Here is a 24,957-nt window from a genome sequence, read left to right on the forward strand (position 1 = left end):
TTGGGCATGGCGCGCGTACCGAGTTCCGCAGTGGCGGCCGCCGGACTGGTCGGCGGGTACGCCGTCGCCCGGTGGACCAAGAAGCGCCCGCTGGGCGGCGTCGTGCTCGGCGCCGCCGGACTGGCCGCCGGGCGGGAATGGCACCGGCGCGGCGGCACCCCCGCGGCGGCCGGGCTCGGGGCGCTGTACCTCGCCGGCTTCGCGGGCGCGCACCCGCTGGCCAAGAAGGTCGGGGCCTGGCCGGCCGTCCTCGGGGCCGCCGCGGTCGTGGCGACCGCCTCCTGGGTCGTCGCCGACCGCGGCTGAGCCGTCGGCGCCGAGCGGTCTCGCCGACCGCGGCTGAGTCCTCGGCGCCGAGCGGTCTCGCCGACCGCAGCTGAGTCCTCGGCGCCGACCACGGCCGAGCCGCCCTGGGGGTGTCCGGCTACGCCCCCAGGGCCTGCGACACCGTGTAGATCAGCAGTCCGGCCAGGGCGCCGACCACCGTGCCGTTGATGCGGATGAACTGGAGGTCCCGGCCGATGTGGGCCTCGATCTTCCGCGACGTGTGCTCGGCATCCCACCCGGCCACGGTGTCCGTGATCAGCGAGGTGATCTCGGTGCGGTAGGTGGTCACCACGTACACCACCGCGCCCTCGATCCAGCCCTCCACCTTGTCCTGGAGCCGGCCGTCCGTGGCCAGCCGCGCCCCCAGCGACAGCAGCGAGGACCGGACCCGCAGCCGCAGCTCGCTGCGCTCGTCCTCCGCCGCCGAGATGATCATCGCCCGGATCGCGGTCCAGGCGGAGGCGATCACGTCCTGCACCTCCCCGCGCTGGAGGATCTCGGACTTCAGGCGCTCCACCCGGGCCCGGGTGTCCGTGTCCGACTGGAGGTCGGCCGCGAAGTCCGTCAGGAACCGGTCCACCGCCCCGCGCGCCGGGTGCTCCGGCATGTCCCGCATCTCGGTCAGGAAGCGGAGCAGCTCCTTGTACACGCGCTCGCCGACCTTGCGGTCCACGAACCTCGGGGTCCAGCCGGGTGCGCCGCCCTGGACCGCGCCCATCACCGACTCCCCGTGCGTCACCAGCCAGTCGTGGGCCTTGGCGCAGACGAGGTCGACGACGCGGCGGTGCCCGCCGTCCGCGACGACCTTCTCCAGGGTCTTGCCGATCCCGGGCGCGATCTCGGCGGTCTCGGCCCGCCGCGTGATGGCCTCCCCCACGACCGCCTGCACATCGGAGTCGCGCAGTACGGTCAGGGCCCCGCGCAGCGCGGTGGCCAGCTCGGCCGTGACCCGGTCGGCGTGCGCGGGTTCGGCCAGCCAGGATCCGAGGCGGGCGCCGATGCCGAGGGCGTGGAGGCGGGCGCGGACCACGTCCGGGGAGAGGAAGTTCTCGCCGACGAACTCCCCGAGGGAGACGCCGAGCTGGTCCTTCTTGGTCGGGATGATCGCGGTGTGCGGGATGGGCAGGCCGAGCGGGCGCCGGAACAGCGCGGTGACGGCGAACCAGTCGGCGAGCGCGCCGACCATACCGGCCTCGGCGGCGGCCCGGACGTAGCCCGCCCAGCCGCCGGCCCCGGCGTGCTCCGCCCAGGTGGTCAGTACGTAGACCAGGGCGACCAGGATCAGCAGGCCGGTCGCGGTGGTCTTCATGCGGCGGACGCCGCGGCGGCGCTCCTCGTCGGCCTCGTTGAACACGAACCCGCCGGTGCCGGTACTGGCGCCTCTGCCAGTGCCTACGACCTTGGTGCGGTGGTCCACGTGTCCTCCCTTCCCCCGGGCGCCGGTTTTGTCTGCATAGCATCCGACTCCCGGGACCCCTCAGGAGTTCCCGGCACGCCGATCCGCTCGCCGAGAGCCGCCGCCGGCGCCGCCGACGCCGCCGGACACCCCCTAGAGCTCCTTGCGGAGGTTCGGTCCGCCCTTGAGGGGCTTCGGGCGCTTCGGGGGTTTGACCTTGACCTCCACCCCGCCCCAGAAGGCCAGGCCCGTCACGACCACCCTCGGGGCGCCCGGGGCCACCGGGCCCGCGCTGTCGCCGCGCTGGTCGAAGGCGCCCATGAAGCCGAAGCCCCGTACGTCGACCTCCACGCCCGGCGGAACCGTGATCTGGATGCCGCCCATGATCGCGATGCAGTTGATCACCACCTCCCGCTCCGCGAAGTTCGCCTCGCGCAGGTCGAGCTCGCCGCTGCCCCAGAACGCCACCGCGTCCAGCCGCGGCGGCACCGTCCAGGTGCCCTTGCGCTGGAACGAGGACATCACCGCGACCGCCGCCGAGGCCGACGCCGGTACGCCGCCGCCCCCGATCCGCGAGGCCCACGAGCCGTCGGCCACCGCCGGGGCCGGGGCCGAGGCCGCGAGCGGCATCGGATGCCCGCCCGGGGCCGGCAGATCGCGGGTCAGCGGTTCCAGTTCCGCGTACGTCTTCGACGTGTACGCGACCTCCAGCCGCTCCTCGAACTCCTCCATGTCGATCCGGCCCTCGGCGACGGCGTCCCGCAGACGCTCCACCACCCGGTCGCGGTCGGCGTCCGACGCCCTCAGCTCCGGCAACGGCTTCTCCGGCCGCTCGTCAGTCATGGGGAACAGCCTATGTAGTCGTACGGAAGAGTTGTATGGCCCAACCCTGGTAACGGCCCCCGCTCATCCCTGATTTAACCCTGGCCCTGGCCGTACATCCGCGCGATCACGTCCTCGATGTCCGGCTCCCGCACCGACAGGTCCAGCAGCGGGTACCGCGCCGCCACCTCCGCCACCAACGGCGCCGCCGAGGCCCCCGCCGGGAACGCCAGCCACTGCCGCGGCCCGTCCACCTTCACCACCCGCGCCCCCGCCACGCTGATCTCCGGAAGCTCCCGCTCCAGGTCCACCACCAGCGTCCGCTCGCCGCCGCCCTCCCCCATCGAGTGCAGACCGGCCAGTGCGCCGTCGTACATCAGCCGCCCGTGGTCGATCACCATCACCCGCTCGCACAGCTGCTCGATGTCCTGGAGGTCGTGCGTCGTGAGCAGCACCGTCGTGCCGAGCTCCGCGTTCAACTGCCGCAGGAAGGCCCGTACCTTCGCCTTGCTCACCACATCGAGCCCGATCGTCGGCTCGTCCAGGTACAGCACGTCCGGATCGTGCAGCAGCGCCGCCGCGATGTCCCCGCGCATCCGCTGCCCCAGCGACAGCTGCCGTACCGGTACGTCCAGCAGCTCGGCCAGGTCCAGGCGGTCCACGCACCGCTCCAGGTTCTCCTTGAACCTGGCCGGCGGGATCCGGTACATCCGCCGCATCAGCCCGTACGAGTCCTTCAGCGGCAGGTCCCACCACAGCGTGGTCCGCTGCCCGAACACCACCCCGATCCGGTGCGCCAGCCGCATCCGCTCCCGCGCCGGGTCGATGCCCGCGACCCGCAGCCGGCCGCCGCTCGGGGTGAGGATGCCGGTCAGCATCTTGATCGTGGTCGACTTCCCGGCGCCGTTGGGCCCGATGTAGCCGACCACCTCTCCCCGCGCCACCTCGAAGCTGATCCCGTCCACGGCCCTGACCTGCCGTTTCTCCCGGCGCATCAGACTCACCCGGCGCCGTACGTCGAAGACCTTCTCGACCCCGTCCAGCTCGATCAGCACATTCCCGCCCACGCCGCTCAGCTCCCCGTACTCCGGTACGAACGAAGTCCCGCGCGCCACGCCAGCGACGCGGGTACGAACACCACCACCGCCACCAGCGGGCTCACGAACGCCACCCACCCCGGCAGCCCCAGCGGATACGGCTGCCCCAGTACGTACAGGGCCGGCAGCCAGTTCACGAAGGCCAGCGGAACGATGAACGTGACCCCGCGCAGCAGGTCCTTCGCGAACACCGTCGGCGGGTACTGGAGCATCGTGTTCCCGCCGTACGTGAAGGAGTTCTGCACCTCCGCCGCGTCCCCTGCGACGAACTGGAAGGCCGCACCGGCCACCATCACCGCCCCGAAGATCGCCGCCCCGGCCAGCACCATCACGGGCACCAGCAGCACCTTCCCGGCCGTCCACTCCACGTCCAGCTCCGAGACCGCCCAGGCCAGCACCGCCAGCCCCTGCCCGATCCGGCCCACCCGGCGCAGCGCGAAGCGGTCGGCGGCGACCTGCGCGAGCACCGGGACCGGGCGCACCAGCATGGTGTCGAGGGAGCCGTCGCGGATCCGGACGCCGATCCGGTCCGTATTGCCGAGGAGCAGGTCCGCCAGGCCCAGGGAGGCCGAGGAGGACCCGTACAGGAGCGCGATCTCGGGCAGCGCGAAGCCGCCGAGCACGTCCACGTGCGAGAACATGATCCAGATCGCCACGAAGTCGAGGAGCGTGATCGCCGCGTTCCCGAAGGTGGAGAGGAGGAACGACGTCCGGTACGCCATCGTCGACCGGACCCACATCGCCACGATCAGTCCGTAGCCGCGCAGCCCCTCCACGGCCCGGTTCCGTACCGGCACGTACAGCGGCACGTCCACCGGTCCTCCGGGCCGCGCCGGAGCCGCCGCCACAGCCTCCGCGGCCTCCACGGCCTCCACCGCCCCGGCCTTGAGCTCAGCCACCCTGGACGACCACCTTCCGTGTCGCGGCCGACTGCAACAGCCGCCCCGCGCCCAGCAGTACGAGCGCCCACGCCGACTGGAAGCCCAGCGCCCGTACCGCGCCCCCGGCGCCGGCGTGCACGCCCATCAGCACGTCCAGCGGCATCTGGAGCATCGCCGCCCACGGCAGGACGCGGACGAACTCCCCGAAGCCGCCCGGGAACACCGTCAGCGGCAGCAGCATCCCGGAGAAGAAGACCGTGACCACGACGGCCATCATGTTGATCCCGGTACCGTCCATCAGCCAGAACGCGGCCAGCCCCAGCAGGTACCGCACCCCGAAGCTGACGAGCAGCGCGAGCACCACCGACACCAGGAACAGCAGCCAGCGCAGCGGGTCGGCGGGCAGGGCCAGTTGGAAGGCCAGCGCCCCCGCGAGCAGCGGCACCACCCCGCGCCCGAGCAACTGGAAGCCCGCCCTCCCCAGATCGGCGGCGAGCCACCACATCTGGAGGTCGGCCGGCCGGTACAGGTCTACGGCGATGTCACCCGTCCGGATGCGCTCCTGCATCTCCTCCTGGAAGCCGCCGCCGATGAGCGCGCCCGCGGCGAGCAGCGACTGGCTCACCCAGACGAAGGTCAGCGCCTGCGCCTGGTCGTAGCCGCCCAGCCCGGGCCGCTCGTCCCACAACGCGACGTACGTGTACGCGAGGACGAAGCCGAAGACGGTGTTGGTGAACACCCCTGCCGCCGTCGCCGTCCCGTAGGTGGCGTAGCGCCGGAACCCGCCCGCCGCGACGGCCGGATAGAGCCACGCCCTGCGCACCGTTTCGCGAGCCGTTCCGCGCACCGTTCCACGAGCCGTTCCACGAGCCGTTCCCTGGCGCACCGTATCCCTCCGTTTTCCCGGTCGTTCCTACGTCGGCCAAAGCGCGCGAGCTTAGTGCGGAGGGGCGATCCACGCGACCGATTTATGCCCGTCCGACGCGGAACGAGCGGCCGATCGGGTAGACAGCATGAGGTACAGACGTGGATATTTCGTACGGCGTCGAGGAGTTCTGTCGATGAGCGACCAGTCACCACCACCGGGCTGGACGCCTCGCGACCCGGACACCCCCGCAGGCTTCCCTTCGGCGGGGCAGCCACAGACACCGCAGAAGCCGCGGAAGCCGGCCGGCGAGAGGCAGGCCCGCCGAGCCGCCAAGAAGGCGGAGCGCAAACGGAAGCGGACCGGCTGGCGCCGCCTCGTCCCCACCTGGCGCATGGTGCTCGGCGCGCTCCTGCTGCTCGCCCTGCTGATCGTCGGCGCCTTCGTCGCCGGCTACCTGCTGGTGCACATCCCGCCCGCCAACGCCGCCGCCACCGCCCAGTCCAACCTCTACCTCTACGCCGACGGCTCCCAGCTCGCCCGCGACGGCGAGGTCAACCGCGTCAACGTCCCGCTCTCGCAGATCCCCCGTACCGTCCAGGAGGCCGTACTGGCCGCGGAGGACCGGGACTTCTACTCCGAGCGGGCCGTCGACCCCAAGGCGATGGTCCGCGCCGCCTGGAACACGGCGACCGGCAAGGGCACCCAGTCCGGCTCCACCATCACCCAGCAGTACGTCAAGAACTACTACCTGGGCCAGGAACAGACCATCAAGCGCAAGGTGAAGGAGTTCTTCATCGCGATCAAACTCGGTCGCGAGAAGTCGAAGGACTACATCCTGGAGGGCTACCTCAACACCAGCTACTTCGGCCGCAACGCGTACGGCATCCAGGCCGCCGCCCAGGCCTACTACGGCAAGGACGTCGACAAACTCAACCCCGCCGAGGGCTCGTACCTCGCCACCCTCCTCAACTCCCCCAGCGCCTTCGACGTCGTCGCCCACCCCCAGAGCCGCGACCGCGCGCTCGCCCGCTGGAACTACGTACTCGACGGCATGGTCAAGAAGCAGTGGCTGCCGGCGGCCGAGCGGGCCGCCACCCGCTTCCCCGAACCCGGCAAGGTCCGCCCCGCCGCCGGGCTCTCCGGCCAGCGCGGCTACCTCGTCGAGGCCGTCAAGGACTACATCGTCGAGCACAAGATCCTCGACGAGAAGACCCTCGCCGAGGGCGGCTACCGCATCACCACGACGATCGACAAGCGCCGGCAGAACGCGTTCGTCGACGCCGTCGACGAGAAGATGGTCAGCCGGCTCGACCCGGAGAAGCGCAAGGCCGACCGCGTCGTACGGGCGGGCGGGGTCTCCATCGACCCGGCCACCGGCAAGGTCGTCGCCATGTACGGGGGCATCGACTACACCAAGCAGTACGTCAACAACGCGACCCGGCACGACTACCAGGTGGCCTCCACCTTCAAGCCGTTCGTGTTCGCGGCCGCCGTCGAGAACGACTCCCGCACCCAGGACGGCCGCCTGATCACCCCCAACACCATCTACAACGGCGACAACAAGCGCCGCGTGGTCGGCACCCGGACCCCCTACGCCCCCGAGAACGAGGGGCAGATCTCGTACGGGAACATCACCGTCAACACCGCCACCGACCTCTCCGTCAACGCCGTCTTCGCGCAGATGGTCGTCGACGTCGCCACCGCCAAGGTCAAGCGGACCGCGATCGGCCTCGGCATCCCCGCGGACACCCCGAACTTCGACGCCGGCCCGGCCATGGCGCTGGGCACCATGCAGGCCAGCGTCCTGGACATGACCCAGGCCTACGCGACCCTCGCCGACCACGGGCGCTACACCCCGTACACCTTCGTCGAGAAGATCGAGAAGGCCGACGACGACGTCCACCTGCCCGACCGCACCCCGAAGCAGGCCGTCAGCCGCGAAGCCGCCGACACCACCACGTCCATGCTGGTCAGCGTCGTCGACAACGGCACCGGTACGGCCGCCCTCGCCGCCGGGCACCCGGCCGCCGGCAAGACGGGCACCGGCGAACTGGACCGCTCCGCCTGGTTCGCGGCGTACACCCCGGACCTGGTCACGGTCGTCTCGATGATGGGCCAGGACCCCGATACGGGCGCCCTGGAATCCCTGTACGGGGCGCTCGGCGAGGACAGGATCGGGGGCGGCGGATACCCGGCCCGGATCTGGGCGCAGTACACGAAGTCGGCCCTGGAGAACAGCGACCCCCTGGACTTCGACCTCGATCTCCAGCCCGGCGCTGCCCCGTCCCCGCCGCCGTTCGTCCCGAGCAGCCCGGAGCCGTCGGAGGGCGAAGACACCCCCGAATCCCCGCCGCCGCCGAGCCTGCCGAACCGCCCGGGCCGGCCGACGCCGCCCACCGGTGGCCAGGACCAGGGCGGCCAGGACCAGGGGCAGACCACCGGGGGCCGGACCACGGAGGGCGACACCACGGGAGGCCGGACGGACGCGGGCACGTCCACCGGGACGAGTACCGGAACGAGTGCGGGGACGAGTACGGGGGCGATCGCCGGCACCACGTCGGGCTCCACGGCGGGCGCCCTGGGCGGCGTGACGGGCGGCCTGCGCAGACGCCCGCCGTCGGAATACCTGGAGTAGCCGCCGCCAGGGGGGCTCCGGCGGATCAGTGACCGGAGGTCGCCTTCAGCCCCACCACGGCGACCAGCAGCAGGCAGATGAAGAAGATCCGGGCGGCGGTGACGGGCTCACCCAGCACCGCCATACCGAGCACGGCGGCGCCGGCCGCGCCGATGCCCACCCATACGCCGTACGCGGTACCGATGGGCAGCGTCTTGGCGGCGTACGAGAGCAGCACCATGCTGGCGACGATCCCGGCACCGGTGAACACACTGGGCCACAGCCGGGTGAAGCCCTCCGTGAACTTCATACCGATCGACCAGCCGACTTCGAGCAGACCGGCGACGAGAAGCAGAACCCAGGCCATGACAGGCACCTCCGGAACGAGAGCGAACGGGGTGCGTCGTCTTGTCGTCCAGCCACGGCTACCCGGTACGGCGCGTCTCGTCGGGGTTCCCCACCACCGTAGCAAAGCCCATGCGAAAGGGCCGGTGACACCGGTCACCGGCCCTTCGACGTCGGTCCTTCGCGGGAAACCGCTCTCCTACAGATAAAGCCCGGTGGAGTCCTTGGACCCCTCCAGCCGCTCCGCGGCCACGGCGTGCAGGTCCCGCTCGCGCATCAGCACGTACGTCGCACCCCGCACCTCGACCTCGGCCCGGTCCTCGGGGTCGTACAGCACCCGGTCGCCCGGCTCCACACTGCGTACGTTCTGCCCGACCGCGACCACCTCGGCCCAGGCCAGCCGCTTGCCCACGGCGGCGGTCGCCGGGATCAGGATGCCGCCGCCCGAGCGCCGCTCGCCCTCCGGCAAGTCGGACTTCACGAGCACACGGTCGTGCAGCATACGGATGGGCAGCTTGTCGTGGGTGGTGGTGTTGGTGTCGTCGCTCACGCCACGAACCTACCCGTCCGCGACCGGCCCGTACGCCGCAGGGTCATCAGCGCTTGCGCCGTGCCGATACGACGAGCAGGCCGATCACACCGGCCGCGACCAGCGCGACCGGCACGATCCGCTCGAAGCGCGGGGCGCCGTCCTCGTGGCGCAGGCCCTCCCGTACGTCCGTCAGGAGACGGTTCACGGCGACGACGGCCCGCCCGGCGGTGTGGTCCACGGTCGAGGCGACCCTGGCCTTCGCGTCCCCGATGATCGTCTTCGGATGCACGCGCACGCCGATCTCGTCGAGCGTCTCGGCGAGCTGCTCGCGGCGGCGGACGATGTCCGCCTCGATCTGTGCGGGGGTCCTGGCTTCGGGCACGGGCACCGCGCTGCCTCCGTCGTCGTCGGGTCGAGTAGGGGGCGTAGCCCACCATGAACAGTCTGTCAGCTTAGTCTCGGACCGTACCGATCCCCTCCCGAGGAGACTGTTGACATGAGCGAGCGACTCCAGCCGGGCGACACCGCCCCCGCCTTCACCCTGCCCGACGCGGACGGCAACGAGGTCTCGCTCGCCGACCACAAGGGCCGCAAGGTGATCGTGTACTTCTACCCCGCGGCGCTGACGCCGGGCTGCACGAAGCAGGCCTGCGATTTCACGGACAACCTGTCGGTGCTGGCCGAGGCCGGCTACGACGTGATCGGCGTGTCCCCGGACAAGCCGGAGAAGCTGGCGAAGTTCCGCGAGAAGGAGCACCTGAAGGTCACCCTGGTCGGCGACCCGGAGAAGAAGGTCCTTGAGTCCTACGGCGCGTACGGCGAGAAGAAGCTGTACGGCAAGACGGTGACAGGCGTCATCCGATCCACGGTGATCGTGGACGAGGAGGGCAAGGTCGAACGCGCCCTCTACAACGTCAAGGCCACGGGCCACGTAGCCAAGATCATCAAGGACCTCGGCATCTGACGACGCTCACCCTCCCCGGCAGCGGCCCGCACCCACCCGGTGCGGGCCGCTCCGCTTATCGGACGAAACAACCCGTAACTGTCCGACTATCGCCCCGTTGCTCCGTACGAGAGCCGCACACGCGGCCGGGAATGGAGAGGGCCGGGATGCCGATCAGCCCGTACACGAAGGAACGCCTCGCACAGGCGGCGAGCACGTCGCGGACGCTGACGGAGGCGCTGGAGAAACTGGGGGTGGACCCCAAGAGCGGCTCGCGGCGGTACCTGCTCGATCGCATGCGGAAGCTGGGCGTGGAAACGTCGCACTTCGAACGCGAGGAACCCGTCAAGTGGACGAAGGAGGTCCTCGCCGCGGCGGTCGCCGACTCCACGAACATGTGTCAGGTCCTGCGCCACCTCGGCCTCGAGGTCGTTGGGGGCAACCACACGCACATCAGTAGGCGGGTCAAGGCGTTAGGCATAGACACCTCCCATTTCGCACTGCCCTCGCCGGCGGGACGACCAAAGACCCGGCGGAGCCCGGAGACCCTCCTGGTCAGGCAGGAAGATCCCCACGCCAGGCGCTCACAGGACGAGCAGTTGAAGCAGGCCCTGACCGCACTGGGTGTTCCGGAGGTCTGTCAGATGTGCGGCATTCCGCCGACTTGGCAGGGGTACCCGCTGCCTCTGGAGGTGGACCACCTGGACGGTGACTGGCGGAACAACCAGCCTCAGAACCTGCGGCTGCTGTGCCCCAACTGCCACTCCACAACCGACACGTACCGTGGGCGCGCCAAGGGGCGCCGCCGATGAGCGCCGGGAACCGCTACACGCGCGAAGTCCTGGCGGAGGCTGCGGAACGGGTTGGGTGTGTGAACGACCTCATCCCCCTTCTCGGCACCAAGCCCTACCCGCGACTTGGCCGGTACTTGTTGGAGCGATGTCGCCATTTCGGCATCGACGTGTCCCATTTCGACCGCCGGGACCGCAAACCCCGGGTCAGGCCGGACCGGGAGGAACTGTGCGCGGCAGTCGCCGCTTCGTACTCGCTGGCCGAGGTTCTCCGGCGACTGGGCCGCCCCGCGTCGGGGAGCCACCGCGGCTCCTTGAGACGGTGGATCCAGGAAGAGGGCTTCTCCACCGCCCACTTCCTCGGACAAGCGCATCAGCGCGGCAAACAGGGACCAGTTCCTGTGAAGTCCGCAGCGGAAATTCTGATCAAGCATGACGGCAAGCGGCGGACACGCACCCACCTGCTGCGGCGGGCGCTGTGTGAGGTCGGTGTGCCTGAGTGCTGCGACACGTGCGGGACGCTACCCGAGTGGGGCGGGCGGCCCATGACCTTGGAGATCGACCACATCAACGGCGACTGGAGCGACGACCGCCGGGAGAACCTGCGATTGCTGTGCCCCAACTGCCATGCCATCACCAGCACCTGGTGCAGGGGAGGGCGCCGCCGCCGATAGAGGCACAACTGGGAACACAAAGCGCCGCCCTCCGGCTAAGATTACGGCGCGAGCGGTCGTTGCTGAATGGTATAAGCGGAGGTTTTAGGTGCCTCTGGGCGAAAGCCCATGTGGGTTCGAATCCCATCGGCCGCACAGGCCTTGGAAACGAAGGCCCCGGCTCACGAGAGTGAGTCGGGGCCTTCGTCGTCTCCGGGCTCAGCCCACCAGGGCGCGGATGAAGGGGACCAGGGCGCGGAAGGCGTGGCCGCGGTGGGAGATGGCGTTCTTTTCCGCCGGGGTGAGTTCCGCGCAGGTGCGGGTGTCGCCCTCGGGCTGGAGGATCGGGTCGTAGCCGAAGCCGCCCGTGCCCGCCGGGGTGTGGCGGAGGGTGCCGGGGAGGCGGCCCTCCACGACGCGTTCGGTGCCGTCCGGGAGGGCGAGGGCCGCCGCGCACGCGAAGTGGGCTCCGCGGTGCTCGTCGGCGATGTCCCCGAGCTGGGCCAGCAGGAGGTCCAGGTTCGCCCGGTCGTCTCCGTGCTTGCCCGCCCACCGCGCCGAGAAGATGCCGGGGGCGCCGTTCAGGACGTCCACGCAGAGGCCGGAGTCGTCGGCGATCGCCGGCAGTCCGGTGGCCTGGGCCAGGGCATGCGCCTTGAGGAGGGCGTTCTCGGCGAAGGTGACGCCGGTCTCCTTGACGTCCGGGATCTGCGGATACGCGTCCGCGCCGACCAGCTCGTACGGCAGGCCGGCGTCGGACAGGATGGCGTGGAGCTCGGCGACTTTGCCCGCGTTGCGGGTGGCGAGGATCAGGCGGCTGGTCATGGACCCCATTATTCCGGCCGGCTGGGAGCGGGCTCGGGTCAGCCCGGGGTGCAGACCTTCGAGAGTTCCTTCGCGGCGTCGGCGACCGGCTGGATGTCCGGGTTGGCGTTGCCGTTCTCGATGGCCGTGCGGACGTTCTTCACCGCCGTGGTCATGGAGGAGACGGCCTTGCTCAGGTCGGCGTTGTCCGTCTGGTCGCCGACCTTCTTGAGGTTCGTCTCGATCTGGTTCAGCGCGTTCTGGGCGTCCTGCGGGCTGTTGCCGGCCTGGGAGACCGCCTGCTGGAGGTCATTGGCGCCGTCGGTGATGGCCACCGCCGTGTTCGCGCAGTCCATCGCCGTCGAGATCGCGTCACAGGACGTCAGCGCCGGGACGGCCAGAGCCGCGGCGAGCACGACCGCCGCTATGCGGTGCTTCGGGTTCATGGTTCGGGTCTCCCAGGAATCGACACGGATGCGAGATACGAGATACGAGATACGAGGACGGGCGCACGGCTTTGACACCGTGCGCCCGTATGCAGGGAGACGCGTGGTCCCCCTCTGCGGTTCTCCCTAGAGCTGGAGCGCGCCCAGCTGGATGGCCTCCAGGTCGGCGCAGCCGCCGGCGGCCAGGTCCAGGAGGGCGTTGAGCTCCTTGCGGTCGAAGGGCTCGCCCTCGGCGGTGCCCTGGACCTCGACGAAGCGGCCGTCGCCGGTGCAGACCACGTTCATGTCGGTCTCGGCGCGCACGTCCTCCTCGTAGCAGAGGTCGAGCAGCGGGACGCCGTCCACGATGCCGACGCTGACGGCGGCGACGGTGCCGGTGAGGGGCTTGCGGCCGGCCTTGATCAGCTTCTTCTGCTGGCCCCAGGCGATGGCGTCGGCCAGGGCCACGTAGGCGCCGGTGATGGCGGCGGTGCGGGTGCCGCCGTCGGCCTGGAGGACGTCGCAGTCCAGGACGATGGTGTTCTCGCCCAGCGCCTTGTAGTCGATGACCGCGCGCAGGGAGCGGCCGATGAGGCGGGAGATCTCGTGGGTGCGGCCGCCGATCTTGCCGCGTACGGATTCGCGGTCGCCGCGGGTGTTGGTGGAGCGGGGCAGCATCGAGTACTCGGAGGTGACCCAGCCTTCGCCGCTGCCCTTGCGCCAGCGCGGGACGCCTTCGGTGAAGGAGGCGGTGCAGAAGACCTTGGTGTCACCGAAGGAGATGAGGACGGAGCCCTCGGCGTGCTTGCTCCATCCGCGTTCGATGGTGACCGGGCGGAGCTGTTCGGGCGTACGGCCGTCGATGCGAGACATGCGTCCGAGCCTAGTCGGTGGCCGGGTACGCGAGAGCCGGGTACGCGAAGACCCCGTCCGGGTGGGTCCGGTACGGGGTCTGGCGGAGGTTGGAGCGGGAGCTCAGCTCACATCATGTCTTCGATGTCGGCGGCGATCGGGTCGGCGTCGGTGCCGATGACGACCTGGACAGCGGTGCCCATCTTCACGACGCCGTGGGCGCCGGCGGCCTTCAGAGCGACCTCGTCGACCTTGCTGGGGTCGATGACCTCGGTGCGCAGGCGGGTGATGCAGCCCTCGACCTCTTCGATGTTTTCGATGCCGCCGAGCCCGGCGACGATCTTCTCAGCCTTGGTGGCCATGTGTTTCTCCCTGAGTTCTACGAAGAACGAGTCTCGGCGGTCCTGGTCCAGCCAGCGCGATCCGCTTTGTCACGGTAGCCCACTGTTGGCCCAGCTACGCGAGCGTGGGTCCAGCTTCTGCCGAATGATGACGATCAGCAGCAACCCGCCCTCCGGGCGGGTGAATGCGACCGCATCATAAGTGGTCTACACCAGTGTGCCGCACGGGACGCACCTGCCCAAACGGGCCTGCCAGGGAGGACGCCGATGAGCGCGAGCAGCGCCGCAGCAGCGCCGCAGCCGAAGTGGTGGAGCGGCTTGTACCCGGGCCTTCAGAAGATGGGGCGCAGTCTTCAGCTGCCGATCGCGGTGCTGCCCGCGGCCGGGCTCCTCAACGGGCTGGGGCAGCCCGGCGTATTGGGCGAGGAGGGCCTGAAGTGGACGATCGTGTCGAAGGTGATGGTGGCCGCGGGCGGCGCGCTGCTGAACGCGGACATCGGCCTGCCGCTGCTCTTCTGCATCGGTGTCGCGATCGGCATGGCCAAGAAGGCGGACGGTTCGACGGCCCTCGCGGCGGTGGCGGGCTTCCTCGTCTACAGGGGCGTGCTGCACGCCTTCCCCAACGACTGTCCGATCGGCACCAAATCCATCGGCGGCGGCTGCATCGGGCCGAACAACACCTTCGTGGAGTTCACGTACCAGAACCCCGGCGTGTTCGGCGGCATCATCATGGGCCTGCTGGCCGCCTGGTTCTGGCAGCGGTTCCACCGGGTGAAGCTGGTCGACTGGCTGGGCTTCTTCAACGGCCGCCGGCTGGTCCCGATCATCATGTCGTTCGTGGCGATCGGGTTCGCGGCGATCTGCCTGTGGATCTGGCCGCCGGTCGGCAGCGCGCTGGAGTCCTTCTCCGACTGGCTGGTGGGGCTGGGTTCCTGGGGTGCCGGCATCTTCGGCGTGGCCAACCGCGCGCTGCTGGTGATCGGCCTGCACCAGTTCCTGAACGTGCCGGTGTGGTTCCAGTTCGGCAGTTACACCAAGCCGGACGGGACGACGGTGCACGGTGACATCAACATGTTCCTGGCGGGCGACCCGAACGCGGGGCAGTTCCTGACCGGCTTCTTCCCGATCATGATGTTCGCGCTTCCGGCGGCGGCGCTGGCGATCACGCACTGTGCGAAGCCGCAGCGGCGCAAGGAGGTCGGCGGTCTGATGCTGTCGGTCGGCCTGACCTCGTTCGTCACGGGCATCACGGAACCGATCGAGTACTCCTTCCTCTTCGTCGCGCCGGTGCTGTACGCGATCCACGCGGTTCTGACGGGCGTGTCGATGGCGGTGACGTGGGCGCTGGGCGTCCACGACGGCTTCAGCTTCTCGGCGGGCCTGATCGACTACGTCATCAACTTCGGCCTGGCGACGAAGCCCTTGCTGATCATTCCGATCGGCCTGTGCTTCGCGGTGGTGTACTACGCCGTATTCCGCTTCGCGATCACGAGGTTCAACATCCAGACCCCGGGGCGGGAGTCGGACGAGGAGATCGCGGCGATGCAGGCGGACAACACGAAGGCATAACGGTCCCCCGCGTCGCGCGCGGCCCCCGGATCCACGGATCCGGGGGCCTTCCGCTTGTCCCGGGCCGGTCGGGGGCCGGTACCGCACGCCCGGCCGCCCCCGCGGGCGAGATGTGGCGTAGACCACAGGAAATCGAAGGTTCCTTATCTATCCCCGACCATGCTACAACTGGTCTACACCACCCATTGGTGTAGACCACGCAAGCCCGGTCCGGAGCTCGCGTACCCCCATTTTGAGACGCCGCCATCCCCCGTTGCACTCGCTGGGCGGCGCCTTGCCTTCTGGAGGAACCTCATGTCCACAGCCACCGCTGCGGAAAAGAAGAAGGGCGCGGGCGTGATGGCCGTCATGCAGCGCATCGGCCGGAGCCTCATGCTCCCCGTTGCGGTGCTCCCGGCCGCCGCGCTGCTCGTCCGCCTCGGCGACAAGGACATGCTCGGCGACCCCTCGCTGCCGACGTTCCTGACCAAGATCGCCGGATACATGTCCGCCGGCGGTGGCGCGATCCTCGACAACATGGCGCTGCTGTTCGCCGTGGGCATCGCGATCGGCTTCGCCAAGAAGTCCGACGGCTCGACCGCGCTCGCCGCGGTGACCGGTTACCTGGTCTTCAAGAACGTGCTCGCCACGTTCACCGACTCGAACCTGCCGAAGATAGCCAAGGCGGTCGACGGCAAGGTCGTCATGCTCGACGCCCCGGTCGACGCCAAGGTGCTCGGCGGTGTCGTCATGGGCATCGTGGTCGCCCTGATCTACCAGAAGTTCTACCGGACCAAGCTGCCCGAGTGGGCGGGCTTCTTCGGTGGCCGCCGTCTGGTCCCGATCCTCTCGGCCTTCGCCGGTCTCGTCATCGGTATCGTCTTCGGCCTGATCTGGCCGGTCCTCGGCACGGGTCTGCACAACTTCGGTGAGTGGCTCGTCGGCTCCGGCGCCGTCGGCGCGGGCATCTTCGGTGTCGCCAACCGTGCGCTGATCCCGGTCGGCATGCACCACCTGCTGAACTCCTTCCCGTGGTTCCAGGCCGGCGAGTTCCAGGGCAAGAGCGGCGACATCTCCCGCTTCCTGGCCGGTGACCCGAGCGCCGGACAGTTCATGACCGGCTTCTTCCCGATCATGATGTTCGCCCTCCCGGCGGCTTGCCTCGCGATCGTCCACTGCGCCCGCCCCGAGCGCCGCAAGGTCGTCGGCGGCATGATGTTCTCCCTCGCGCTGACCTCCTTCGTCACCGGTGTGACCGAGCCGATCGAGTTCACGTTCATGTTCATCGCCCCCGTGCTGTACGCGATCCACGCGGTGCTGACCGGTGTCTCCATGGCGCTGACGTGGGGTCTCGGCATGAAGGACGGCTTCGGCTTCTCGGCCGGCGCCATCGACTACCTGCTGAACCTGGGCAAGGCCACCAACCCGCTGGGCCTGGCGGTCGTGGGCCTGTGCTTCGCGGCGGTCTACTACGTGGTCTTCCGCTTCGCGATCACGAAGTTCAACCTTCCGACGCCGGGCCGCGAGTCCGACGAGGAGCTCGCCGAGCTGCTCAAGGCCGAGGCCAAGTAGGAACAGCCGCATACGGCGAAGCCCCCGCTCTCCCTTCCGGGAGGGCGGGGGCTTCCTCGTACGTACGGCCGAGAGCCGTGCTCAGACCTCGTAGACGGCGCCCGCGTACGCCAGGTCCACCGGGCCGTCGTAGACCGCGCGGGCGTCGGCCAGGTTCTGGCGGGCGTCCGTCCACGGCGGGATGTGCGTCAGGACGAGCCGGCCGACCTTGCCGCCGCGCGCGAACTCCCCGGCCTCGCGGCCGTTGAGGTGGAGGTCCGGGACGTCCTCCTTGCCGTGCGTGAAGGAGGCCTCGCACAGGAACAGGTCCGTGCCCTCGGCCAGCATCCCCAGCTCGGGGCAGGCGCCCGTGTCGCCGGAGTACGTCAGGGAGCGGCCGCCGTGCTCGACGCGGATGCCGTAGGCCTCGACGGGGTGGCTGACCCGCTCGGCGCGGACCGTGAACGGGCCGATCTCGAAGCTGCCGGACTTCAGGGTCCGGAAGTCGAAGACCTCGCTCATGGAGCGCTCGTCGGGGACGTCCTCGTACGCCGTCGTCAGGCGCTTCTCGGTGCCGTCGGGGCCGTAGACCGGGATCGTGCCGCAGCGGCCGCCCTCGTGGCGGTAGAAGCGGGCGACGAAGTACGCGCACATGTCGATGCAGTGGTCCGCGTGCAGATGGCTCAGGAAGATCGCGTCGAGGTCGTAGAGACCGACGTGGCGCTGCAGCTCGCCCAGGGCGCCGTTGCCCATGTCGAGGAGCAGCCGGAAGCCGTCGGCCTCGACGAGGTAGCTCGAACAGGCCGATTCCGCGGACGGGAACGACCCCGAGCAGCCGACGACGGTGAGCTTCATGGAGCGAGAACCTCCGGGGACGGTCCGTGGACGGAATGCGGGCCGTGCGTGGGTCGAGCGTAAGGCGCGAAACGTCAGGTCGCTCCTCCGCGGCAGGCCGTTGTGGGGGGAATCACCTGTGCTGTCACCCGGGGGAGCGACGGTGGGCACGGGCGTGCCGGTGCACTGCCGTGCCGGGGTGCGGGGGCGCGGCTACCTTCGGAATATGGACACGTCCTGGTGGCCCGCGGCGGTCGCGGTGGTGGCCGTGGTGCTGGTGGTGCTGGTCGCGGGGCGGCGGCCGGGGCGCGCCCGGCGGGCCCCGCCGCCGCACGGGCCGGGCGCGGCACCGCAGCCGCGCGCCGGTGAGCTGTGGTGTCTCGCGGACGGGCGGCTGTGCCTGGTGCTGGCGGTGGCGTCCGTACGGGCCCACCGGGCGCGGGTCGCGTGGATCAGCGGGAAGTACGACGACCGGCGGGCCGGGGTGATCCCGCTGCCGCCGGGGACGGTGGGGGCGCAGGGCCGGGCGAGCTTCCTGGAGGCGGACCGGCCGGAGGAGGTGTGGGTCTGGGAGTTCCGCAGCCGGCTGGGAGTCCTGGATCCTGCGGTGTGGGACGAGGTCAAGGGACTCGGAGGTGGCGGCTGATGGTGCGGGTGCGGCGGGTGTACGAACCCCCGGAGCCGGGGGCGGACGGCTGGGGGTCCCCCCGGACGGAGTCTGGGGGAGGGTGCTCGTGGACCGGCTGTGGCCGCGGGGTCTGGCGGAGGCGGCGGCCGCGGTGGACCGGTGACCGAAGGCGGTGACCCCGTCCGGGGAGCTGCGCACGTGGTTCCACGGGGGCGGGGGCTCGGCGCAGGAGTTCCGGGCCCGCTACGAGGCGGAGCCGGCGGAGCCGGAGGCGGCGGCGGAACTGGCCCGCCTGCGCACGCTGGCCGAGGCGGGCCCGCTCACCCTCCTGACCGCGGTCAAGGACCCCGCCGCCGGCCACGCCGCGATCCTGGCGGACCTGCTGTCCGGGTGACGGCTCCGCCGGGTGACGGCTCCGCCGGGTGACGGCTCCGCCGGGTGACGGCTCCGCCCCGGGCCCGGGGCGGAGCCCCGGGCCACGGAGGGGTCAGGCCCAGAGCTGGCCGTGGAGGGCTTCGATCGCTTCTTCGGTGGTCTTCGCCGTGTAGACGCCCGTCGACAGGTACTTCCAGCCGCCGTCGGCCACGACGAAGACGATGTCCGCGGTTTCGCCCGCCGCGACCGCCTTGCGGCCCACGCCGATCGCCGCGTGCAGGGCGGCGCCGGTCGAGACGCCCGCGAAGATGCCCTCCTGCTGGAGGAGTTCGCGGGTGCGCGTGACCGCGTCCGCCGAGCCCACCGAGAAGCGGGTGGTCAGGACCGAGGCGTCGTACAGCTCCGGGACGAAGCCCTCGTCCAGGTTGCGCAGGCCGTAGACCAGGTCGTCGTACCGCGGCTCCGCCGCGACGATCCGTACGCCCGGCACGTGCTCGCGCAGGTAGCGGCCCACGCCCATCAGGGTGCCCGTCGTGCCCAGGCCCGCCACGAAGTGGGTGATCGAGGGGAGGTCCCGCAGGATCTCGGGGCCCGTCGTCGCGTAATGCGCGCCCGCGTTGTCCGGGTTCCCGTACTGGTAGAGCATCACCCAGTCGGGGTGCTCCGCCGCCAGCTCCTTGGCCACGCGGACCGCGGTGTTCGATCCGCCCGCCGCCGGCGAAGAGATGATCTCGGCTCCCCACATGGCCAGCAGGTCACGCCGCTCCTGCGAGGTGTTCTCCGGCATGACGCACACGATCCGGTAGCCCTTGAGCTTGGCCGCCATCGCCAGCGAGATGCCGGTGTTGCCCGACGTCGGCTCCAGGATCGTGCAGCCGGGGGTCAGCCGGCCGTCCTTCTCGGCCTGCTCGACCATGTGGAGCGCGGGGCGGTCCTTGATCGAGCCGGTCGGGTTCCGGTCCTCCAGCTTGGCCCAGATGCGGACGTCGTCCGAGGGCGACAGCCGGGGCAGCCGGACGAGCGGCGTGTTGCCGACCGCGGCCAGCGGGGAGTCGTAGCGCATCAGACGGAGCCGCCGGCGACCGCCGGGAGGATGGTGACGCTGTCGCCGTCCTTGAGGGCGGTGGAGATGCCGTCCAGGAAGCGGACGTCCTCGTCGTTGAGGTAGACGTTCACGAAGCGGCGCAGCTTGCCGCCGTCGACGATGCGCTCCTCAATGCCCTTGTGGCGCCTCTCCAGGTCCGCGAAGAGCTCGGACAGGGTGGTGCCCTCACCGCTGACGGCCTTCTCGCCGTCGGTGTAGGTGCGGAGGATGGTGGGGATGCGGACCTCGATGGCCATGGCAGGCTCCAGTGGTGAAGTAAGGCGGGAGGGGCGAAAGGGCGCGCGGCGCAAGGGCCCCCGCGCGAGGGGCTGTGGTGCTCAGGCGGCAGGACAGATGCTGCTGGCGAGACGGCACAGGTCGACGTGCAGCCGCGCCACGAGCAGCAGCCTGCCGGGCGTCTCGATGCTCACGTCGTGGGGAACCATGCGGTCATGTTAACGATTCCCGGTCCCCCGTTTGGAGTGTGATCCCGCATCGTGGACGCAAACCGCTCACATCGTGGTCAGTAGCCCGCTACGACCTGCACTTCTTCCTCCGTGATGACGCCTTCGACGATCCGGTACGAGCGGAACTGGAACTCGCCGAGGCCGTCGGTGTCCGCCGTCGAGACCAGGACGTAGTGCGCGCCGGGCTCGTTCGCGTAGGTGACGTCCGTACGGGAGGGGTAGGCCTCGGTCGCGGTGTGCGAGTGGTAGACGATCACGGGCTCCTCGTCCCGGTCGTCGAGCTCGCGGTAGAGCTTCAGCAGATCCTTCGAGTCGAACTCGTAGAACGTGGGCGAGCGGGCCGCGTTGAGCATCGGGACGAACCGCTCGGGGCGGTCGGTGCCGGCCGGTCCGGCCACGACGCCGCAGGCCTCGTCGGGGTGGTCCTTGCGGGCGTGCTCGACGATCCGGTCGTACAGCGTCTGGGTGAGGGTCAGCATGGTCGACAGGATAAGCAGACGGGCCCTCCCGTACCGAGGTGTGGTACGGGAGGGCCCGGATGCTGGACACGGGGCCGTTGGGGACCCGAGCGGGGCGGCGACTAGGCGGCCGGCTCGGAGACCTTGTCGGCCTTGTTGAAGGCGGCTCCGGCCGGGTTGCGCTTCTTGAGCACCAGGTACGAGACGCCCAGGATCAGGCCCCACAGCGGCGCGCAGTACAGCGAGACGCGGGAGTCCTTGTCGATGCCCATCATCACGATGACCATGCCGATGAACAGCAGGGCGAACCAGCTGCTCCACGGGGCGCCGGGGGCCCGGAAGGGGGACTGCGGCAGCTCGCCGCGGTCGGCCTTGGCGCGGTAGCGGATCTGGCAGACCAGGATCATGATCCAGGCCCACATGCCGGAGATGGTGGCGAAGGAGACGACGTAGTCGAAGGCCTTGCCCGGGGCGACGTAGTTGATCCAGACGCCCACCAGCATCAGCGCGGCGGAGAAGGTGGTGCCGACCAGCGGGGTGCCGCTCTTGGTGAGCTTGGTGAAGACCTTCGGGCCCTGGCCGTTGAGCGCGAGGTCGCGCAGCATGCGGCCGGTGGAGTACATGCCCGAGTTGCAGGAGGAGAGCGCGGCGGTCAGCACGACGAAGTTGACGATCGCGGCGCCGACGCCGAGGCCCATCTTCTCGAAGGCCAGCACGAACGGGCTCTCGCCCGCCTTGAAGTTGGACCACGGGATGACCGACATGATCATGATGAGCGCGCCGACGTAGAAGACGGCGATGCGCCACGGCACGGTGTTGATGGCCTTGGGCAGGGTCTTCTCGGGGTCCTTCGACTCGCCGGCGGTGACGCCGACCAGCTCGACCGCCAGGAAGGCGAACATGACGATCTGCAGCGTCATCAGCGTCTCGCCGATGCCGTTGGGGAAGAAGCCGCGGTCGCTCCAGAGGTTGGAGACGGAGGCGGTGGCGGCGGCGTCGGAGAAGCCGACGGTGAGGATGCCGGCGCAGATCAGGATCATGCCGACGATGGCGGTGACCTTGACCATGGAGAACCAGAACTCCAGCTCACCGAAGAGCTTCACGGAGATCAGGTTGGCGGCGTAGAGGATGACCGTGAAGATCAGCGCGTAGGCCCACTGCGGGAAGCTGTCGTGGGTCCAGTACGACATGTACTTGGCCGCCGCGGTCACCTCGGTGATGCCGGTGACCACCCAGAAGAGCCAGTACGTCCAGCCGGTCGCGTACCCCCAGAAGGGGCCGAGGAACTCCCGGGCGTAGTCCGAGAAGGAGCCCGAGACCGGGCGGTACATCAGCAGCTCGCCGAGGGCGCGCATGATGAAGAAGATGACCAGGCCCGCGATGGCGTAGGCCAGGATCAGGCTCGGTCCGGCCTTCGAGATCGCCTTGCCGGCGCCCAGGAAGAGGCCGGTGCCGATGGCTCCGCCGATCGCGATCATCTGGATCTGGCGGGCTCCGAGTGCGCGGTGGTATCCCTCGCCGCCCTCGGCCGCGGCGCCCTCGCCGGGCGTCTTGTCGTGCTGCTCGACCTGCACAGAGGTCATGTCTTGGTGCGCCTTTCTCCACGCCGACCCGCGCCTTCGAAGGCAGCGGATCGGGTCCTCGATCCCCCCGGATACGGATGGAGTTGCACCCGGCGGTCAGCCGGTTCAAGCGGGCCGGGGGACATGGGTGGCGCCCCGTCGGCGGTCGTGAAGATTTATCACGGGCTTACGGGTGCCTGAGGCATGGAAAGGTGACCTGGCGCACAATAAATTCAGGACATAGGTCCTGGAACGCATCAGATCACCGCATCACGGTGATCTGATCGTTATCCGGATTTGAGCGTCCGCTGAGCGAACGGCGTTCGCTTCAGCGGCTGCTCCGTTGGTTCACTGCGGGGGCTCAGAGCGTTTCGATGAGCGTCTCCTGGAGGCCACCGAGCCACAGGTACGCCATCACCATCGGCTTGCGCGGATCGTCGTCCGGCAGCCGGAACAGCATGGCGCTCTCGTCGTCCTCGGTGATGTCGAGCCGGGCCGCGATGGTCAGGCGCAGGTCGTTGAGCGCGCCCAGCCAGCGCAGCGGCAGCTCTCCGCTGAGCTCCAGCACCGCCGCTCCCTCGCCGCCGGGCGTGAGCCCGTCCAGGCTCCGTACGACGGCCAGCGCGTCCTCCCGCTTGCGGGTGCGCAGGTCGTTCTCGGTGAACCGGCGGAACTCCGCCGACCGGGCGGCCAGCTCGGCCGGGTCGACGCCCTGGTCCTCGGGGCCGGGGCCGCCGTAGGCGTCGGGGAAGAGCCGGATCAGCGCGGGGTCGGAGGGCCGCTCGGTGGGCCCCTGGTTGCCCTCGGCGAACAGCACGGCCAGCGGGTCGGCGTCCTCTTCGGGCTCGGGCGCGCCCGGTCCGACGAGCTCCAGCAGCTGCACGGCCAGCGAGCGCAGGATGGAGATCTCGATCTCGTCCAGCGCGATGACGGCGCCGCCGCCCTTCAGGGCTTCGAACATCCCGGTGGAGCGCCCCATCAGAAGCGGTCCTGGGAGAGGGTCGCCCACAGGCCGTAGCCGTGCATGGCCTGCACGTCGCGCTCCATTTCCTCGCGGCTGCCGCTGGAGACGACCGCGCGCCCCTTGTGGTGGACGTCGAGCATCAGCTTGTGCGCCTTGTCCTTGGAGTAGCCGAAGTACGCCTGGAACACGTACGTCACGTAGCTCATGAGGTTGACCGGGTCGTTGTGCACCAGGGTCACCCAGGGGACGTCGGGTTCGGGGACAGCGAAGGTCTCTTCGGCCGACTCGGTGCGTTCGATCTCAATGGGAGCAACACTCACTTGTCCCATGCTGCCACTGCTAACGGCCGGTCGCACAAACGGGTCCCGAGATCTCGTCACTTTGACGAAATGTGCGCTAGCATCCGAGGCATGAACCCTGCGGACCTGGGCCTGCCGGTGGACGTGCCGTCGACAGCGCTCTTCACGGATCATTACGAGCTCACGATGCTGCAGGCCGCCCTGGCGAACGGCACCGCCGACCGCCGGTCGGTCTTCGAGGTCTTCACCCGGCGACTGCCCGAGGGGCGCCGCTACGGGGTGGTGGCGGGCACCGGCCGCGTCCTGGACGCGGTGGAGAACTTCCGCTTCGACGCGGCCGTGCTGGAGTTCCTGCGCGAGCGTGCCGTCGTCGACATGCGGACGCTGGACTGGCTCGCCTCGTACCGCTTCTCGGGCGACATCTGGGGCTACCCGGAGGGCGAGGTCTACTTCCCCGGCTCGCCGATCCTGCGCGTCGAGGGCAGCTTCGCCGAGTGCGTGCTGCTGGAGACCGTGATCCTGTCGATCCTGAACCACGACTCGGCGATCGCGGCCGCCGCCTCCCGGATGGCCTCGGCGGCCGGCGGGCGGCCGCTGATCGAAATGGGCGCGCGGCGCACGCACGAGCTGGCGGCGGTGGCCGCCTCGCGGGCTGCCTACGTCGGCGGCTTCGCCTCCACCTCGGACCTGGCGGCCGGCTTCCGGTACGGGATCCCGACGGTCGGGACCTCGGCGCACGCCTTCACGCTGGTGCACGACACCGAGCGGGACGCCTTCCAGGCCCAGGTGGCCTCGCTGGGCAGCGGGACCACGCTGCTGGTGGACACCTACGACGTGGCGGAGGCCGTACGGACGGCCGTCGAGGTCGCCGGTACGGGGCTGGGGGCGGTCCGGATCGACTCCGGCGACCTGCTGCTCGTCGCGCACCGGGTGCGCCACCAGCTCGACGAGCTGGGGGCGACGGGGACGCGGATCGTGGTGACCTCGGACCTGGACGAGTACGCGATCGCCTCGCTGGCGGCGGCGCCGGTGGACGCGTACGGGGTCGGCACGCAGCTCGTGACGGGCAGCGGGCACCCCACGTGCTCGATGGTCTACAAGCTGGTGGCGCGGGCCACGTCTGCGGACCCGAAGGCGCCGCTGGTGCCGGTGGCGAAGAAGTCCACGGGCGGGAAGACCTCGATCGGCGGCCGCAAGTGGGCGGCGCGACGGATGGACTCGGAGGGGGTCGCGGAGGCGGAGGTGGTCGGGACCGGCGCGGTGCCGGCGGCGTTCGCGGACACCCAGCTCCTCGTCCAGCTGGTGAAGGCGGGCGAGGTGGTGGCCCGCGAGCCCCTGGAGGCGGCCCGCGACCGACACCGCGAGGCCTGCGCAGGCCTCCCCCTCTCGGCGACGCAGCTCTCGCGCGGCGAGCCGGTCATCCCGACGGAGTACGCCTAGCCCCGGGGTGCCGCCCCGGGGCCGGGGGTGCCGCCCCCGGTTTCGGGAAGGGGCGG

The 24,957-nt window shown here is 70.2% G+C and carries 29 protein-coding genes, 1 tRNA gene, 1 pseudogene and 1 riboswitch; of the genes and pseudogenes, 11 read left to right on the forward strand and 20 right to left on the reverse strand.

The window, feature by feature from the left end:
• Positions 1 to 6: 6 nt before the first annotated feature.
• Positions 7 to 306, forward strand: coding sequence for a hypothetical protein (locus ACIQU4_RS29315; RefSeq protein WP_030297991.1), 300 nt, complete (start codon positions 7 to 9; stop codon positions 304 to 306).
• A 118-nt stretch (positions 307 to 424) separates the two neighbouring features.
• Here the strand turns inward: ACIQU4_RS29315 and ACIQU4_RS29320 are convergent, their stop codons facing one another.
• The 5 genes from ACIQU4_RS29320 to ACIQU4_RS29340 all read right to left on the reverse strand — a co-directional run bounded on the left by ACIQU4_RS29320 (position 425) and on the right by ACIQU4_RS29340 (position 5,370).
• Positions 425 to 1,744: a DUF445 domain-containing protein gene (locus tag ACIQU4_RS29320; RefSeq protein ID WP_403736852.1), complete on the reverse strand. Its 1,320-nt coding sequence runs from the start codon at positions 1,742 to 1,744 to the stop codon at positions 425 to 427.
• Between the two features lie 132 nt (positions 1,745 to 1,876).
• Positions 1,877 to 2,566, reverse strand: coding sequence for a DUF1707 domain-containing protein (locus ACIQU4_RS29325; protein ID WP_403736855.1), 690 nt, complete (start codon positions 2,564 to 2,566; stop codon positions 1,877 to 1,879).
• A 74-nt stretch (positions 2,567 to 2,640) separates the two neighbouring features.
• Positions 2,641 to 3,612, reverse strand: a complete 972-nt coding sequence (locus tag ACIQU4_RS29330; RefSeq protein ID WP_403736857.1) for an ATP-binding cassette domain-containing protein — start codon at positions 3,610 to 3,612, stop codon at positions 2,641 to 2,643.
• A gap of 5 nt (positions 3,613 to 3,617) precedes the next feature.
• Positions 3,618 to 4,541, reverse strand: coding sequence for an ABC transporter permease (locus tag ACIQU4_RS29335; protein WP_403736860.1), 924 nt, complete (start codon positions 4,539 to 4,541; stop codon positions 3,618 to 3,620).
• Positions 4,534 to 5,370: an ABC transporter permease gene (locus ACIQU4_RS29340; RefSeq protein ID WP_403736863.1), complete on the reverse strand. Its 837-nt coding sequence runs from the start codon at positions 5,368 to 5,370 to the stop codon at positions 4,534 to 4,536. Before ACIQU4_RS29340 ends, ACIQU4_RS29335 begins: the two co-directional genes overlap by 8 nt.
• A 214-nt stretch (positions 5,371 to 5,584) precedes the next feature.
• Here ACIQU4_RS29340 and ACIQU4_RS29345 point away from each other — a divergent pair, with 214 nt between their 5' ends.
• The gene (locus ACIQU4_RS29345) at positions 5,585 to 8,026 is read left to right on the forward strand and encodes a transglycosylase domain-containing protein (protein ID WP_403736866.1); all 2,442 of its coding nucleotides are present in this window, start codon (positions 5,585 to 5,587) and stop codon (positions 8,024 to 8,026) included.
• A gap of 25 nt (positions 8,027 to 8,051) precedes the next feature.
• Here ACIQU4_RS29345 and ACIQU4_RS29350 read toward each other — a convergent pair whose 3' ends face one another.
• The 3 genes from ACIQU4_RS29350 to ACIQU4_RS29360 all read right to left on the reverse strand — a co-directional run bounded on the left by ACIQU4_RS29350 (position 8,052) and on the right by ACIQU4_RS29360 (position 9,264).
• Positions 8,052 to 8,372, reverse strand: a complete 321-nt coding sequence (locus ACIQU4_RS29350) for a multidrug efflux SMR transporter (RefSeq protein WP_030158619.1) — start codon at positions 8,370 to 8,372, stop codon at positions 8,052 to 8,054.
• Positions 8,373 to 8,402: 30 nt separating this feature from the next.
• Positions 8,403 to 8,480, reverse strand: a riboswitch (guanidine-III (ykkC-III) riboswitch).
• 69 nt (positions 8,481 to 8,549) lie between these two features.
• Entirely contained in the window at positions 8,550 to 8,852 is a 303-nt protein-coding gene (locus ACIQU4_RS29355; RefSeq protein WP_124289437.1) for a co-chaperone GroES, read from the reverse strand.
• A 94-nt stretch (positions 8,853 to 8,946) separates the two neighbouring features.
• Complete coding sequence (locus ACIQU4_RS29360) at positions 8,947 to 9,264, reverse strand: DUF3618 domain-containing protein (protein WP_385579753.1); 318 nt, start codon at positions 9,262 to 9,264, stop codon at positions 8,947 to 8,949.
• A 114-nt stretch (positions 9,265 to 9,378) separates the two neighbouring features.
• Here ACIQU4_RS29360 and bcp point away from each other — a divergent pair, with 114 nt between their 5' ends.
• The 4 genes from bcp (at position 9,379) to ACIQU4_RS29380 (ending at position 11,425) form a co-directional block, all read left to right on the forward strand.
• Positions 9,379 to 9,846, forward strand: a complete 468-nt coding sequence (gene bcp / locus ACIQU4_RS29365; protein ID WP_030158622.1) for a thioredoxin-dependent thiol peroxidase — start codon at positions 9,379 to 9,381, stop codon at positions 9,844 to 9,846.
• Between the two features lie 146 nt (positions 9,847 to 9,992).
• Positions 9,993 to 10,637: an HNH endonuclease gene (locus ACIQU4_RS29370; RefSeq protein WP_403736868.1), complete on the forward strand. Its 645-nt coding sequence runs from the start codon at positions 9,993 to 9,995 to the stop codon at positions 10,635 to 10,637.
• Positions 10,634 to 11,290, forward strand: a complete 657-nt coding sequence (locus ACIQU4_RS29375) for an HNH endonuclease (RefSeq protein ID WP_403736871.1) — start codon at positions 10,634 to 10,636, stop codon at positions 11,288 to 11,290. The genes ACIQU4_RS29370 and ACIQU4_RS29375 overlap by 4 nt, the downstream gene beginning before the upstream one ends.
• 52 nt (positions 11,291 to 11,342) lie before the next feature.
• Positions 11,343 to 11,425, forward strand: a tRNA-Leu gene (locus ACIQU4_RS29380).
• 63 nt (positions 11,426 to 11,488) lie between these two features.
• Here the strand turns inward: ACIQU4_RS29380 and rdgB are convergent.
• The 4 genes from rdgB to ACIQU4_RS29400 all read right to left on the reverse strand — a co-directional run bounded on the left by rdgB (position 11,489) and on the right by ACIQU4_RS29400 (position 13,763).
• On the reverse strand, positions 11,489 to 12,094 hold the full coding sequence (gene rdgB / locus ACIQU4_RS29385) for an RdgB/HAM1 family non-canonical purine NTP pyrophosphatase (RefSeq protein ID WP_403736874.1): 606 nt from the start codon (positions 12,092 to 12,094) through the stop codon (positions 11,489 to 11,491).
• A 38-nt stretch (positions 12,095 to 12,132) separates the two neighbouring features.
• Positions 12,133 to 12,519: a hypothetical protein gene (locus ACIQU4_RS29390; RefSeq protein WP_229339386.1), complete on the reverse strand. Its 387-nt coding sequence runs from the start codon at positions 12,517 to 12,519 to the stop codon at positions 12,133 to 12,135.
• Positions 12,520 to 12,645: 126 nt separating this feature from the next.
• On the reverse strand, positions 12,646 to 13,371 hold the full coding sequence (gene rph, locus ACIQU4_RS29395; RefSeq protein ID WP_352215000.1) for a ribonuclease PH: 726 nt from the start codon (positions 13,369 to 13,371) through the stop codon (positions 12,646 to 12,648).
• 107 nt (positions 13,372 to 13,478) lie between these two features.
• Positions 13,479 to 13,763: a glucose PTS transporter subunit EIIB gene (locus ACIQU4_RS29400; RefSeq protein ID WP_403737125.1), complete on the reverse strand. Its 285-nt coding sequence runs from the start codon at positions 13,761 to 13,763 to the stop codon at positions 13,479 to 13,481.
• A 195-nt stretch (positions 13,764 to 13,958) separates the two neighbouring features.
• Between ACIQU4_RS29400 and ACIQU4_RS29405 the strand changes: the two genes are divergently transcribed.
• Complete coding sequence (locus tag ACIQU4_RS29405) at positions 13,959 to 15,260, forward strand: PTS transporter subunit EIIC (RefSeq protein WP_403736878.1); 1,302 nt, start codon at positions 13,959 to 13,961, stop codon at positions 15,258 to 15,260.
• 294 nt (positions 15,261 to 15,554) lie between these two features.
• Positions 15,555 to 16,811 carry a PTS transporter subunit EIIC gene (locus ACIQU4_RS29410; protein ID WP_403736880.1) on the forward strand — a complete coding sequence of 419 codons (1,257 nt, stop codon included), beginning with the start codon at positions 15,555 to 15,557 and terminating at the stop codon, positions 16,809 to 16,811.
• A gap of 81 nt (positions 16,812 to 16,892) precedes the next feature.
• On the opposite strand, the gene ACIQU4_RS29415 is transcribed toward ACIQU4_RS29410, so the two are convergent.
• A complete protein-coding gene (locus tag ACIQU4_RS29415; RefSeq protein ID WP_403736883.1) occupies positions 16,893 to 17,645 on the reverse strand; it encodes an MBL fold metallo-hydrolase in 753 nt (250 codons plus the stop codon).
• A gap of 205 nt (positions 17,646 to 17,850) precedes the next feature.
• On the opposite strand from ACIQU4_RS29415, the gene ACIQU4_RS29420 reads away from it, so the two are divergent.
• Entirely contained in the window at positions 17,851 to 18,270 is a 420-nt protein-coding gene (locus tag ACIQU4_RS29420) for a hypothetical protein (RefSeq protein WP_403736886.1), read from the forward strand.
• Positions 18,267 to 18,646: pseudogene (locus tag ACIQU4_RS29425) on the forward strand (DUF488 domain-containing protein). The gene ACIQU4_RS29420 and the pseudogene ACIQU4_RS29425 overlap by 4 nt, the downstream one beginning before the upstream one ends.
• Before the next feature lie 93 nt (positions 18,647 to 18,739).
• Here ACIQU4_RS29425 and ACIQU4_RS29430 read toward each other — a convergent pair.
• The 7 genes from ACIQU4_RS29430 to clpS all read right to left on the reverse strand — a co-directional run bounded on the left by ACIQU4_RS29430 (position 18,740) and on the right by clpS (position 23,491).
• Entirely contained in the window at positions 18,740 to 19,690 is a 951-nt protein-coding gene (locus tag ACIQU4_RS29430; protein ID WP_403736889.1) for a PLP-dependent cysteine synthase family protein, read from the reverse strand.
• Positions 19,690 to 19,968 (reverse strand): MoaD/ThiS family protein, encoded by a 279-nt coding sequence (locus tag ACIQU4_RS29435; protein ID WP_403736892.1) that lies wholly within the window; start codon positions 19,966 to 19,968, stop codon positions 19,690 to 19,692. The genes ACIQU4_RS29430 and ACIQU4_RS29435 overlap by 1 nt, the downstream gene beginning before the upstream one ends.
• A gap of 81 nt (positions 19,969 to 20,049) precedes the next feature.
• Entirely contained in the window at positions 20,050 to 20,157 is a 108-nt protein-coding gene (locus ACIQU4_RS29440) for a putative leader peptide (RefSeq protein ID WP_324603773.1), read from the reverse strand.
• A gap of 77 nt (positions 20,158 to 20,234) precedes the next feature.
• Positions 20,235 to 20,657, reverse strand: coding sequence for a Mov34/MPN/PAD-1 family protein (locus ACIQU4_RS29445; RefSeq protein ID WP_403736894.1), 423 nt, complete (start codon positions 20,655 to 20,657; stop codon positions 20,235 to 20,237).
• A 101-nt stretch (positions 20,658 to 20,758) separates the two neighbouring features.
• Positions 20,759 to 22,219 (reverse strand): amino acid permease, encoded by a 1,461-nt coding sequence (locus tag ACIQU4_RS29450; RefSeq protein WP_403736897.1) that lies wholly within the window; start codon positions 22,217 to 22,219, stop codon positions 20,759 to 20,761.
• A gap of 340 nt (positions 22,220 to 22,559) precedes the next feature.
• Entirely contained in the window at positions 22,560 to 23,177 is a 618-nt protein-coding gene (locus ACIQU4_RS29455) for a DUF2017 domain-containing protein (protein WP_403736900.1), read from the reverse strand.
• On the reverse strand, positions 23,177 to 23,491 hold the full coding sequence (clpS, locus tag ACIQU4_RS29460; protein WP_078622182.1) for an ATP-dependent Clp protease adapter ClpS: 315 nt from the start codon (positions 23,489 to 23,491) through the stop codon (positions 23,177 to 23,179). The genes ACIQU4_RS29455 and clpS overlap by 1 nt, the downstream gene beginning before the upstream one ends.
• Before the next feature lie 81 nt (positions 23,492 to 23,572).
• Here clpS and ACIQU4_RS29465 point away from each other — a divergent pair, with 81 nt between their 5' ends.
• Positions 23,573 to 24,901, forward strand: coding sequence for a nicotinate phosphoribosyltransferase (locus tag ACIQU4_RS29465; RefSeq protein ID WP_403736903.1), 1,329 nt, complete (start codon positions 23,573 to 23,575; stop codon positions 24,899 to 24,901).
• Positions 24,902 to 24,957: the final 56 nt, after the last annotated feature.

The organism is Streptomyces sp. NPDC090741, from assembly GCF_044769045.1.
Taxonomy (GTDB): domain Bacteria; phylum Actinomycetota; class Actinomycetes; order Streptomycetales; family Streptomycetaceae; genus Streptomyces.

Coding starts and splice junctions, on each gene's coding strand:
- bcp (WP_030158622.1), top strand. CDS start 9,379: ATGAGCGAGCGACTCCAGCCGGGCGACACCGCCCCCGCCTTCACCCTG.
- ACIQU4_RS29350 (WP_030158619.1), bottom strand. CDS start 8,372: ATGGCCTGGGTTCTGCTTCTCGTCGCCGGTCTGCTCGAAGTCGGCTGG.
- ACIQU4_RS29370 (WP_403736868.1), top strand. CDS start 9,993: ATGCCGATCAGCCCGTACACGAAGGAACGCCTCGCACAGGCGGCGAGC.
- ACIQU4_RS29430 (WP_403736889.1), bottom strand. CDS start 19,690: ATGCGCTACGACTCCCCGCTGGCCGCGGTCGGCAACACGCCGCTCGTC.
- ACIQU4_RS29420 (WP_403736886.1), top strand. CDS start 17,851: ATGGACACGTCCTGGTGGCCCGCGGCGGTCGCGGTGGTGGCCGTGGTG.
- ACIQU4_RS29375 (WP_403736871.1), top strand. CDS start 10,634: ATGAGCGCCGGGAACCGCTACACGCGCGAAGTCCTGGCGGAGGCTGCG.
- ACIQU4_RS29355 (WP_124289437.1), bottom strand. CDS start 8,852: ATGCTGCACGACCGTGTGCTCGTGAAGTCCGACTTGCCGGAGGGCGAG.
- ACIQU4_RS29415 (WP_403736883.1), bottom strand. CDS start 17,645: ATGAAGCTCACCGTCGTCGGCTGCTCGGGGTCGTTCCCGTCCGCGGAA.
- rdgB (WP_403736874.1), bottom strand. CDS start 12,094: ATGACCAGCCGCCTGATCCTCGCCACCCGCAACGCGGGCAAAGTCGCC.
- ACIQU4_RS29450 (WP_403736897.1), bottom strand. CDS start 22,219: ATGACCTCTGTGCAGGTCGAGCAGCACGACAAGACGCCCGGCGAGGGC.
- ACIQU4_RS29345 (WP_403736866.1), top strand. CDS start 5,585: ATGAGCGACCAGTCACCACCACCGGGCTGGACGCCTCGCGACCCGGAC.
- ACIQU4_RS29440 (WP_324603773.1), bottom strand. CDS start 20,157: ATGGTTCCCCACGACGTGAGCATCGAGACGCCCGGCAGGCTGCTGCTC.
- ACIQU4_RS29455 (WP_403736900.1), bottom strand. CDS start 23,177: ATGGGGCGCTCCACCGGGATGTTCGAAGCCCTGAAGGGCGGCGGCGCC.
- ACIQU4_RS29465 (WP_403736903.1), top strand. CDS start 23,573: ATGAACCCTGCGGACCTGGGCCTGCCGGTGGACGTGCCGTCGACAGCG.
- rph (WP_352215000.1), bottom strand. CDS start 13,371: ATGTCTCGCATCGACGGCCGTACGCCCGAACAGCTCCGCCCGGTCACC.
- ACIQU4_RS29410 (WP_403736880.1), top strand. CDS start 15,555: ATGTCCACAGCCACCGCTGCGGAAAAGAAGAAGGGCGCGGGCGTGATG.
- ACIQU4_RS29435 (WP_403736892.1), bottom strand. CDS start 19,968: ATGGCCATCGAGGTCCGCATCCCCACCATCCTCCGCACCTACACCGAC.
- ACIQU4_RS29445 (WP_403736894.1), bottom strand. CDS start 20,657: ATGCTGACCCTCACCCAGACGCTGTACGACCGGATCGTCGAGCACGCC.
- clpS (WP_078622182.1), bottom strand. CDS start 23,491: ATGGGACAAGTGAGTGTTGCTCCCATTGAGATCGAACGCACCGAGTCG.
- ACIQU4_RS29390 (WP_229339386.1), bottom strand. CDS start 12,519: ATGAACCCGAAGCACCGCATAGCGGCGGTCGTGCTCGCCGCGGCTCTG.
- ACIQU4_RS29315 (WP_030297991.1), top strand. CDS start 7: ATGGCGCGCGTACCGAGTTCCGCAGTGGCGGCCGCCGGACTGGTCGGC.
- ACIQU4_RS29325 (WP_403736855.1), bottom strand. CDS start 2,566: ATGACTGACGAGCGGCCGGAGAAGCCGTTGCCGGAGCTGAGGGCGTCG.
- ACIQU4_RS29405 (WP_403736878.1), top strand. CDS start 13,959: ATGAGCGCGAGCAGCGCCGCAGCAGCGCCGCAGCCGAAGTGGTGGAGC.